Annotated in this window: 6 protein-coding genes; 1 reads left to right on the top strand and 5 read right to left on the bottom strand. The window is 67.7% G+C overall.

Features of this window, described 5'->3' with window-relative positions:
* The first annotated feature begins 34 nt into the window (after nt 1-34).
* A complete protein-coding gene (locus ETQ85_RS01725) occupies nt 35-898 on the top strand; it encodes an alpha/beta fold hydrolase (protein ID WP_148577407.1) in 864 nt (287 codons plus the stop codon).
* Here ETQ85_RS01725 and ETQ85_RS01720 read toward each other — a convergent pair.
* The 5 genes from ETQ85_RS01720 to ETQ85_RS01700 form a co-directional block, all read right to left on the bottom strand.
* On the bottom strand, nt 831-1,937 hold the full coding sequence (locus tag ETQ85_RS01720; RefSeq protein ID WP_148577406.1) for a M48 family metallopeptidase: 1,107 nt from the start codon (nt 1,935-1,937) through the stop codon (nt 831-833). The two genes, ETQ85_RS01725 and ETQ85_RS01720, sit on opposite strands and share 68 nt — an antisense overlap.
* Nucleotides 1,934-2,734, bottom strand: a complete 801-nt coding sequence (locus ETQ85_RS01715) for a TIGR00266 family protein (RefSeq protein WP_148577405.1) — start codon at nt 2,732-2,734, stop codon at nt 1,934-1,936. The genes ETQ85_RS01720 and ETQ85_RS01715 overlap by 4 nt, the downstream gene beginning before the upstream one ends.
* A gap of 27 nt (nt 2,735-2,761) precedes the next feature.
* On the bottom strand, nt 2,762-5,692 hold the full coding sequence (locus ETQ85_RS01710; protein ID WP_148577404.1) for an ATP-binding protein: 2,931 nt from the start codon (nt 5,690-5,692) through the stop codon (nt 2,762-2,764).
* Between the two features lie 30 nt (nt 5,693-5,722).
* On the bottom strand, nt 5,723-6,601 hold the full coding sequence (locus ETQ85_RS01705) for a toll/interleukin-1 receptor domain-containing protein (RefSeq protein WP_187394548.1): 879 nt from the start codon (nt 6,599-6,601) through the stop codon (nt 5,723-5,725).
* A 132-nt stretch (nt 6,602-6,733) separates the two neighbouring features.
* Nucleotides 6,734-11,274 (bottom strand): type I polyketide synthase (locus ETQ85_RS01700; RefSeq protein WP_148577402.1); only part of this gene is annotated, 4,541 nt, incomplete at its 5' end.

The following is an 11,274-nucleotide window of genomic DNA, read 5'->3' as shown; positions in this document are numbered from 1 at the left end:
AGAATGTGCCATGAACCCGTGTGAGTCAGGCCACATGAACAAACTTGATCCGCTCGAACGGAACAACGTCACCCTTGCGGGCAATCCGCAGGCCCGCCGTGCGATGGTTTTTGTGCATGGTTTCGGAACCGATCAGCGGGCCTGGAGCACGGTGGCGGAAAGCTTCGGGGAGGACTTCAGCCTGGTCCTTCTCGACAACGTCGGCGCGGGGCAGTCGGAGCCCGCGGCCTTCCAGCAGTCTCGCTACCTGAACCTGGGCGGTTACGTTTCCGACCTGTTCGAGGTTTGCGATGCCTTGCTCTTGCAGGATGCCATTTTGGTGGGCCATTCGGTGGGGGCGATGATCTGCCTGCTGGCGGCCGCCAGGCGGCCGGGGCGTTTTTCCCGTCTGGTGATGATTGGCGCCTCCCCGCGTTACCTCGATGATGAAGGTTATCGGGGCGGCTTCGCGGAGGCTGACCTGAAGGCGCTGTATCAGGAGGTCAGCCTGCGCTATTCGGAATGGGCCGACGCTTTTGCCCCGGCAGCCATGGGCAATGCCGACAAGCCGCAGCTGGCACGCCATTTTGCCGAGACGATGAAGAGCATCCCGGCCGATCGCGCCCTGACCGTACTGTGCTCGATCTTCCAGTCAGATCACCGCGCCGATGTCTCCACGCTGGACATCCCGACGCTCGTGATCCAGTCGCAGGATGATCCTGCCGTGCCCCTCGAGGTCGCCGAGTATCTTCACCAGCACATCAAGGGTAGCCGTCTGGCGCTCATCAACGCCACGGGGCATCTGCCCCATGTCAGCGCCCCGTATGAGGTGGTGGCCGCGATGAGTGAGTTCATCGACGGCCAGGCGCCGTCTCCGAAGCCGATGTCGACAGGCCTTTCCGGACGGCGCTCCAATTGACGTCGATGGGTTCCACCGGCCCCCGGTTGCCGGCGGCGATGGCTTTTTGCAGCGCATCAAGGCGTTCGGTCGTGGCCGGGTGGGTGGAGAACAGCGCCGGCATCCGGCCGGCTTCGCTCTTTGCCAGGGTCTCGAAGAAGCGCGGCATGCCGCTTGGGTCGATGTGCGCTTCGTGCAGGCGGGCCAGGCCGCGCAGGTCGGCTTCGCGTTCGGCGTCGCGGGAGAACTTGAGCTCACCGAGCTGGGCGGCCCAGCCGCCGAGGCCGCCGTAATCGCCCAGCAGGGCGGCGACGATGACCCGCAAGCCGGCGGATTTGACGAGCTGCTTGAGGCTGTGGCGCAGCTCCACGTGGGCGATTTCATGGGCCAGCACGCCGGCCAACTCTTCGGCGGAGGCGCTCTTGTCGATGAGGCCCGCATACACCACGACGATTCCGCCGGGGGCGGCGAAGGCGTTGATGTCGGGTTTGTCCACCAGATGGAATTCGAGGCTTTCGGCCGGGCGGGCCAGGCGTTTACCGACTATCTGCACGGCTTCCCAGGCCGGCCCGCTGTCGATCATCCTGCCCTCGGCCCGGGTGCGGGCAAGGACGGCTGCGCCGATCTGCCGTTCAATGCCGGACGGGATGTGGGCGACGACGCGCTCGGCCAGCGGATCGATGGACAGGAAGAAGCCGGCCAGCAGGAGCAGCGGCAGGGCGATGAGGAACAGGATGCCGGCGCCAAAGCGGCGGTGGGTGCGTTGCCGTATCTGGTGGCCACCGGCGAAGAGGGCCGGTGCGGCGTCGCGCAGAGGGGCGATGTGCGCGTCGTCCACCATCAGCAACTGGTTGCCGTCAGCGTCGTTCCACTGCAGGGCCCACTGGCTGTGGTTGAAGCCGCGGGCCTCCACCTGCAGGGCGGCGATGTCTACCCGTTGGGGTGGTGAGTCTTCGGGCAGGACGAGCAAGGTGCCGTCCTGCCAGGCGAGACGGGCCGGGTGGCCGTGAGCCGCGCCACCCGCCGGATAAAAACGCGCCGGGATGGGCGCGTCGCTCACTCGTCCCTGCCGAGCAGGGAGCCGAGGCCGATGCCGCCGAGCACCGAGCCGCCTTCCTTGCCACCGCCACCGGCTGCGCGGGAGGCCATCACGATGCGGTCGGCCATGCGCGACAGGGGCAGCGACTGCAGCCAGATCTTGCCGGGACCGGTGAGGGTGGCGAAGAACAGGCCTTCGCCGCCAAACAGCGCAGTCTTGATCTTGCCGGCGTACTGGATGTCGAAATCGACGCTGGGCTGAAAGGCCACCACGCAGCCGGTATCGACGCGCAGGGTTTCGCCGGGGGCGAGGGTTTTTTCCATCAGCGTGCCGCCGGCGTGGATGAAGGCCAGGCCGTCGCCGTCGAGCTTCTGCATGATGAAACCTTCGCCGCCAAACAGGCCGACGCCGATCTTCTTCTGGAAGGCGATACCCAGCGAGACGCCCTTGGCGGCGGCCAGGAAGGAGTCCTTCTGGCAGATCAGCGTGCCGCCGATCGTCGACAGATCGACCGGCACGATCTTGCCCGGGTAGGGCGCGGCGAAGGCGACCCGGCGCTTGCCGCTGCCTTCGTTGTGATACACGGTGGTGAACAGGCTCTCGCCGGTAATCAGGCGCTTGCCAGCGCCCATCAGCTTGCCGAAGAAGCCGCCCTGCTGCTGGGAGCCGTCACCGAAGATGGTGTCCATCTGGATGCCGTCCTGCATGTACATCATCACACCGGCTTCCCCGATGGCGGCTTCGCCGGGGTCGAGCTCCACCTCGACGTACTGCATTTCGTTTCCGAAGATTTCGTAATCGACGACGTCCATGGCCATGCTGGGTTCTCCATTGTGTGGTGAGCGCTATATGCGGGCACCGGGTTGATCTTTCAAGGGTGGCAGCCAGCGCAGCAGGGTGTCGAACAGGATGTCCGGATCCACTGGCTTGGCGACGAAATCACTCATGCCGGCCTTGATGCAGCGTTGCCGGTCTTCGTCGAAGGCATTGGCGGTCATGGCGATGATGGGGGTTTCGCCGCGCCCGGGCAGGTCGCGGATCCGGGCGGTGGCTTCGAGGCCGCCCATCACCGGCATCTGCATGTCCATCAGGATGATCGCGTAGTGGGTATCCATGACCATGTTCACAGCCTGCTGGCCGTTTTCGGCCACATCCACCAGCAGTCCGGTTTCACCCACCAGCTCCAGCGCGACTTCCTGGTTGACCGGATCGTCCTCGACCAGCAGGACACGGGTGCCGCGGTGGTGGCGACGGATCATGTCTTCGGCGCCGGACGGCGCGGGCGCGATCTCCCGGGCTTCGGCCGTGCCGATGTGCAGGCGGGCGGTGAACCAGAACAGGCTGCCGTCGCCCGGTGTGCTGTCCACGCCGGCGTCGCCGCCCATCAGGCGGGCGAGGCGCTGGGTGATGGCCAGTCCGAGGCCGGTGCCACCATAGCGGCGGGTGGTCGACGCATCCACTTGCTTGAAGGCCTGGAACAGTTGCTGGCAGCTTTCGGGCGGAATGCCCGGCCCGGTGTCCTGGACTTCGAAGCGCACCAGCACTTGTTCGCCCTTGCGCTCAAGGAGCCTGGCCCGCAGGGTGATGCTGCCCGTCTCGGTAAACTTGACGGCGTTGCTGGCAAAGTTGAGCAAGCCCTGGCGCAGACGGGTGGCGTCGCCCTCCAGCAGGGCTGGCTCGTTGTCGTATTCCACGGCGACGTGAAGACCCTTGGCTGCCGCCGGTTCGGCAATCAGCGAGTGGACGTAGTCGACGATCGAGCCCAGGTGGAAGGTGGTGTCGTCCAGCACCAGCTTGCCGGCTTCGATCTTCGAGATGTCGAGGATGTCGTTGATGATCGCCAGCAGATGCTTGCCGGCATCCTCGATCTTCTCCAGGCGCTCCATCTGGTCGGGCTGCAGGGGGCTCTTCCTGAGCGTGTAGGCGTAGCCCAGGATTGCATTCATCGGGGTCCGGATCTCGTGGCTCATGTTGGCCAGAAAGCTGCTCTTGGCCGTGTTGGCCGCATCGGCCGCGTCCTTCGCATCCTTCATGGCCGCCTCTGCCACCTTGAGCGGCGTGATGTCGGTGAAGGTGGCGATGAGGCCGTCGCCCAGCACCTGCCCGCCGATCAGCAGGTCCAGCTGCCGGCCGTCCTTGCAGGTGACCCGGTACTCGAGGCTGGCTACCTCGCCGCTGGTGCTGCGTGAGCGCTCCAGGGCGGATTTCCAGGTGTGTTGCACCCATTGACGGTAGGCAGGGTCGGGGTAGGCCAGCGTCCACCAGTCGTCCAGTCCGGAAACGTCGTCTTCCCGGTAGCCGAAGAGGTCGATGAAGCGCTGGTTGATCGATTCGATGGCGTTGCCGCGGGCGTAGAGCAAGGCAACCGGGGCGGCGTTGAAGAGCGCGCGGAAGCGCTTGTCGCGCTCGGCCAGCAATGCGGCTTCCTTGGCCTGGCGCAGGACGTCTTCGGCCTCGCGGCGCTGGGTGATGTCATGCGACAGCATGAGAACGTGCGGGAGGGGGGCCGCTGCCGGGTGCTTGCGGGTGGCCGAGAGCTCGAACCAGTGGGATTTGCCGTCGAACTCAAGCTGGATGAGCCGTCCGAAATCGCCACCGTCCCGGGCTGCTCCGGCGATCGCCTCGGTCACCGTGTGTGCCGCTTCCGCGGGCAGAACTTCGGTCACATGCTTGCCGATCAGGTTCTGCTTGGGGGTGGCCAGGAGGAATTCCTGGCTGGCGAAGACATCCACATAGCGGCCCGTGAGATCCAGTTCGAACAGCGGGTCGGGAATCGCCTGCAGGGTGGCGGTGAGGTTTTCCCTGGCTTCTTCGGTGGCCTGGTGCGCCTGGCGCAGTTCGTTCAGGGTGCTGCTGACGGTGGCCGTCTTGGCACTTACCTGGCGGCGCAGGGTGATATTCCAGACCAGCAACAGGGTGCCGACAGCCACCGCTGCGAGTACGCCCCAGCCGACGTAGCGGCTGTATGCGCGCAGATCGACGGCGAGCGGCGTGCCGAACCATTTCTTGCGCAGGGCGGCTTCTTCTTCGGCGGTGATGGCCGTCATTCCTTGTGTGACCTGCTGCAGGGCGGCCGCGTCGCCCTTGCGCACGGCCCGGTGAAACTGCCCCTTGTAAAGCTCGAATGCGTGGCGAAAGATGTTTTGGGCACCGGCCTGGTACAGATAGAAGTTGGCCGGGGCTTCGTCGAGGCAGAAGACCTTGATCTCCTCGCGTTGGGCGGCGGTAATCAGGTCGCTGTAATTCCGGTATTGCACCAGGGTGGTGATGCCGTTCCCGGCGAGGATGTCGATGCAGGCGTCGCCCGCCTGGACGCCGATCTGAAAGCCCTTGAGCGTGCTTGTGCTGCTGATGCCGCCGATCGAGGTATGCGTGTAGATCACGACCGGCAGGTCGGCGTAGGGAGGCGAGAAGTCGTACAGCGGTTCGCGGGGCGGTGTGCGATAGATCATGTCGATCACGTCGGCTTCGCCCGCCTGGATCATCCGCTGGGCCTCGGCCCAGTTGGTGGCGGTCAGGATGGTCCGGATGCCGGTTTTCTTCTCCCACAAGGCCCAGAGATCCACCAGGTAGCCTTCCACCTTGCCCTCCGAGTTGCGGAACAGGTAAGGGGGGTAGTTATCGTCGCTGACCACGTGGAGCGGACGCGGTGGTGGGGCCGGCGCTTCGGCGCGGACCCCGGCGGAGAGGACGAGCCCGTGGATGAGTGTCCAGCAGCAGATCAGTGCGAGCCGCAAGCGCCCCATGGCCGTCCGCCGGGTCAAGGGTGTCGACATGGTTTCTCCGGGGGCTGTGCGTGAAACCTTCTATTGCCGGGTTCCGGCATAGGCCAGTTCCAGGCGCGGGTTGAAGAGGATGGCGGGTGGCTGGCGATCCAGGTACACGATGAGGCTGGAATCGCCCCCGTCGGCCAGAACTTGCTGGTCGACGCGTTGCAGGGCGATGTCGGTCGTGCCCACACGGGTGTAGTCGGAGTGAATGCGGACCCGGTCGGGCCCCAGTCGGGTAACGGTGATGAGCACGCCGCTGCGCGAACTGCCATGCGCGTCGGAGATCACGTCACCGGAATAGGTACCGACGATCAGATCGGCCAGCCCGGCGGGGCTCGTCAGCGGCGTGGTCCAGGAGGCCATGCCGGTCATGGGACGTGCGTCCGGAGTCACTGCGGTGTCGGTGGGGGGCTGCCGGGCGTTGTTGGTGAAGAAGCCGATCACCGCCACCAGGATCAGGGCGCCGAGCGCGGACCACTTGAGCTGGGGGGGCCACGGGGGTGGGGGATTCGACGTGGCTGGCGGCTGGCCGAGCAGGTGGCGGATGCCTGCGCAGAGGGCCTGAAAGCCGTGATCCTGCGGGTCGCCCCGCCAGTTGCCAAGGTCGGCGGTCTGCTTGCGGCGGAATTCGAGGGGCAGGCGTACCGGTGCGATCAGGGCCGGCAGCAGCACACCCCGTGCTGCGGCGGCAGCGGCTTCGTTCCTGACCCATTCGGAGACGATGGAATAAGGTGACCACAGCACGACCACGCTGCGCGCCGTGTCGAGTTCGTGTTCGATGGCCTGATCGAAAACCTGGCCGGTGATGATCTTGCGATCCCACCAGACAGACCAGCCGAGCGCTTCGAAAGCATGGGCCAGGCGTCCAGCCTGTTCCCGGTCTGCGCTGGCGTAGCTGATGAACACGTCACTCACGGGGGCTCCGATGGTCTGCGCTGTCAGCATGAAGCATAGCTGGCCGGGCGCTCCGTGGGTCGGACTTCAGTCCTACAGCCGCTGCCTGCACCCGTGTAGTCGGACTGAAGTCCGACCCACAGGGGGCGGCGCTTAGCCGCGCAGCTTGCGCTTCAGGGCGCTGAAGAGGCCGCCGGGGCGTTCGGGCTCCGGCGCGGGAGTTGTGGAGGCCGGTGTCACTGGTGCGGGTGCGGGTGCCGTGGCCGGTACCGGGCTGGGCGCCGGCGTGCTGGTGCTGCCGGCCTTCTTCGCGGCCTGCCTTTCCTCGCAGACGGCGGCGAGTTGGGCGAGGGTCTGGAACATGATTTCCCGCGGGTTGAGAACGATGCCGTAGCCGCTCTTGAGGCGCGCGATGACTTCCATCAGCAGCAGCGAGTCGCCGCCCAAGTCGAAGAAGTTGTCGCGCGGCTCGATGTGGCCGACGCCCAGGGCGCTTTGCCAGATGCCGGCGATGGCCGTCTGCATTGCGGTGGCGTAGGCGACAGTCGGAGCGGCTGCGGCGGCACTGGCCGCTGCTGCGCTGGCGCGGGGCTTGCGCAGGACCCACTGGGCGATGCGGGTGGACAAGTCGGTGGTGGATACGAGCACCGTGTCGCTGGCATTGCTGGCGAGGATGCGCCGGAAGGCATCGACGCCGTCTGCGGTGGACAGGGCCACTTCGTTGACGACGGCGCCCATGCCGCGCTTGTCGGAGCGGGACGCGGCGGATTGCCAGGCGTCCCAGCCGATGGCCAGCCAGGCCGGGCCGCCGGTGCCGCCGAGGCGGTTCTGGCGGGCAGCGTAGGCATCCAGGTAGCGGTTGGCGGCGGCGTAGGCCGCGTAGCCGAGCCCGCCGACCACCGCGGAGATGGACGACAGCAGCACGTAGAAATCGGGCGGATCGCTTTTGAGCTGGTCGTGGAGGACCAACAAGCCATCCACCTTGGGGCGGAAGTGTTCGGTGCAGTTTTCCGGGCTGGTGTCCTGCACGGCGAGGAAGGCTTCTTCGGCAACGATGCCGGCGCCGTGGATGACGCCGTCGATGTGCCCGAAGCGGCTGCGTGTCTGTTCCAGGGCCCCGGCCATGGCGGCAGCGTCGGCCACGTCGGCCGCCACCACCAGCACTTCGGCGCCGAGGGCTTCGAGGGCGCGGACTTTGGCGATGCGCTGGCTGACTGGGTGGTCGGCGCCATGGGTAGCGATGAGGGCGTCCCATTCGGCGGCGGCGGGCATGGCGCTGCGACCGGTGAGGACGAGGCGCGCCTGCACGCTGTGGGCCAGGTCTTCGGCCAGCGCGAAGCCGATGGCGCCGAGGCCACCGGTGATGAGGTACACGCCTTGCTGGCGCAGGCGGGTCGGGTTTTCAGTCGTTGCGGGCAGGTGTAGCGGGCGGTAATCCTGCACCCAGCGTACGCCGTCGCGCCAGGCGACGACGGGGTTGGGGGCGTCGCTGCCCATCTCGCGCAGGATCTGGCGGGCCAGGCCCTGCTCGGCCGGCGTGCCGGCGGCGGGCGGCATGATGTCGAAGCAGCGGGCGTCGAGGTTGGAATACTCCTGGGCGATCACCACGCAGGCGGCGACCAGTGGCGCGCGGTCGGGCTGCGGGAGTTCGGTGGGGGTGAGCGCCTGGATGCCGCTGCCGAGCACGCCGATGCGCACGGATTCGGTGTAGTCGCGGGCGCCGAGGGCCTGGGCCAGGCACAGCAGGCTGCGAAAGCCGAGGCCCTGGGCGCGGCCGAAGCTGTCGTGGTCGGTGGTGTCGCCGGCTTCGCCGAGGTTCCAGGCGTGCAGCACGCTGCGCGGCAGCTTGCCGGCGGTGGCGAGGGCGTTGATCAGGCTGTCGTAGTCGGCGCGCTGGCCGGGGTTGACGCTGTAGCGGCGCTCGCCACACCAGCCGGCCTTGGCACCGGGGAGCACGCGCAGCACGTCCTGGCCGGCCTGTTCCAGATCGCGGGCGAGGGTTTCGGCGAAGCCTTCGCCGGTGGTGAAGACCAGCCACGGACCGCTTGCCGCGGGGCCGCCATCGGGCAGCGGGCTTTGCTTCCAGGCCGGGGTGTAGAACCAGTCGGACAGGGGGCGCTTGCCGGGGGCCGAACGGGCCGCGGGGGCGTTGCCGGCAGCCTGGGCGACCAGCTTGCCGGGCTCGATCCAGTGGCGCTGCCGCTCGAAGGGGTAGCCGGGCAGCGGCACGCGGCAGCGCGCTTCGTCGGCGTAGAAGCCGGCCCAATCCACGCTCACGCCGGCCAGCCACAGCTTGCCGAGGGTGGTGAGGAGCATGGCCTGGTCGGGCTCGTCCTGCTGCGGATGGCGCATCGACCACAGGGCGCCTTTGGCACCGGAGGTGCTGGCGCATTGCTGGGCGAGGGTGCCAAGGGTGCGGCCGGGGCCGACTTCGAGCAGCAGCGGGTCGCCGTCGCCCACCGCGGTGACGATACCGTCGGCAAAGCGCACGGTGTGGCGCAGGTGTCGGGTGTAGTAGGCCGGGTCGGTGGCCTGTGCGGCAGTCAGCCAGGTGCCGCTGAGGTTGGACACCACCGGGATCTGCGGCGCCTGCAGGGCAATGGTGGCGACGACGGCGGCGAAGCGCTCGAGCATCGGATCCATCATGGCCGAGTGGAAGGCATGGGAGGTGTGCAGGGCGCTGACTTGCTGGCCACGCGCTTCCATGTCGGCGCGGAAGGCGGCGATGGCTTCACTTGGTCCGGCCACCACGCTGCGGCCGGGGGAATTGACGCCGGCCAGCGACAGGCCGCGGGCGGCCAGATCGCCGAGTTCGTTTTCGGGCAGATCGACGGCGAGCATGCTGCCGGGCTGCATTTCCTGCATCAGGCGGCCGCGGGCGGCGACCAGCTTGAGGGCGTCGGGCAGGCTCATCACGCCGGCCAGGCACAGGGCCGGGTATTCGCCGATGCTGTGGCCGATCATGGCTGCCGGCTGCACGCCCCAGCTCATCCACAGGCGGGCGAGGGCGTATTCGATGACGAACAGCGCCGGCTGGACGATCCAGGTGGCGGTGAGGGCTTCCGCGGTGGCGCTGTCTTCGGGCCACATGAGGCTTTTCAGGTCGTGGCCGAGGTGCGGCGCGAGCAGTTCGCAGCAACGGTCGACTTCGGCGCGGAACAGGGGTTCGCTGTCGTACAGGCCGCGGCCCATGCCGAGGTACTGGGCGCCCTGGCCGGGGAACATGAAGACCACGGGCCGGTTGCTGTGCTCGCACACGGAATCGGCACTGCGCTGGCGTTCGCCGGACAGCAGCGTGCGGGCCAGATCGTCGCGGCTGGCGACGACCAGCATGCGGCGCTGGGTGAAGCCCTGGCGGCCGGTTTGCAGGGTGTAGGCGATGTCGGCGAGGGGCTGGTCGGGATGGTGTTCGAGGTGCCCGGCGAGGCGTTCGCCCATGCGCCCGAGGGCTTCCGGGTTGCGGGCCGACAGAAGGATCAGTTGCCAGGGGCGCGACGCGGCGGCCGCGGCACGGGCCGGGGCTTCTTCCATCACCACGTGGGCGTTGGTGCCACCCAGCCCGAAGGAGCTGACGCCGGCCCGGCGCACCGGCTGTTGCCAGTCGCAAAGGGCGGTGTTGACGTAGAAGGGGCTGCTGGCGAAGTCGATCTCGGGGTTGGCGCGGCGGTAGTGCAGGGTGCCGGGAATGCGCCGGTGTTCGAGCATCAGCGCGGTCTTGATCAGCCCGGCCACGCCGGAGGCCACGTCGAGGTGGCCGATGTTGCTTTTCACCGAGCCGATGGCGCAGTAGCCGGTGGCGTCGGTGCTTTCACGGAAGGCCTGGGTGAGGGCCTTGACCTCGATCGGGTCGCCCATCGGGGTGGCGGTGCCGTGGGTTTCGACGTAGCCGATCTCGTCGGCCTCGATGCCGGCGATGGCGAGTGCTTCGGCGACCACCGCGGCCTGGCCGTCCACGCTGGGGGCGGTGAAGCCGACCTTGGCGCTGCCGTCGTTGTTGATGGCCGAGCCCTTGATGACGGCGTGGATGTGGTCGCCGTCGGCCAGCGCATCGGCCATGCGCTTGAGGGCGACGATGCCGACCCCGCTGCCGAGCACGGTGCCACGCGCATCGGCGTCGAAGGCGCGACAGTGGCCGTCGGCCGAATTGACGCCGCCTTCCTGGTACAGGTAGCCGACCCGGTGCGGTACGGCGATGGAGATGCCGCCGGCCAAGGCCAGGTTGCATTCGCCGCCGAGCAGGCTCTGGCAGGCCACGTGGATGGCGGTGAGCGAGGTGGAGCAGGCCGACTGCACGACCACGCTGGGGCCGGTGAGGTTGAGCTTGTAGGCGACGCGGCTGGCCAGATAATCCTTGTCGTTGCCGATCTGGACCTGGAATTCGAACAGGGCGGGGGCCACGTCGGGGCGCGTGGCGAGGTTGTAGATGAGGTAGCCGTTCATCGCCGAGCCGCCGAAGACGCCGATGGCGCCACCGTGGGTGTTGGACGCATGCGGCGTGTAGCCGGCCCGTTCAAGGGCTTCCCAGGCGCATTCGAGGAAGATGCGCTGCTGGGGCTCCATCAGGCTGGCTTCCCGCGGGCTGTAGCCGAAGAAGGCCGCGTCGAAGCAGTCGATGTTGTCGATGACCGCGCCGGCGCGCACGTAGGCCGGGTCGGCAAGGGTTTCCGGCGTGACGCCGGCGGCCAGCAGTTCGG

Origin of the sequence: Zoogloea oleivorans, assembly GCF_008107625.1 — a bacterium.
In the GTDB taxonomy this organism is placed as follows: domain Bacteria; phylum Pseudomonadota; class Gammaproteobacteria; order Burkholderiales; family Rhodocyclaceae; genus Zoogloea; species Zoogloea oleivorans.
The sequence above is the reverse complement of the archived record's forward strand: the minus strand, read 5'-3'. Positions and strand labels throughout refer to the sequence as shown.

Bases quoted from the DNA above. Each gene is read 5' to 3' on its own strand.
- ETQ85_RS01710 (WP_148577404.1), bottom strand. From the start codon at position 5,692: ATGTCGACACCCTTGACCCGGCGGACGGCCATGGGGCGCTTGCGGCTC.
- ETQ85_RS01725 (WP_148577407.1), top strand. From the start codon at position 35: ATGAACAAACTTGATCCGCTCGAACGGAACAACGTCACCCTTGCGGGC.
- ETQ85_RS01715 (WP_148577405.1), bottom strand. From the start codon at position 2,734: ATGGCCATGGACGTCGTCGATTACGAAATCTTCGGAAACGAAATGCAG.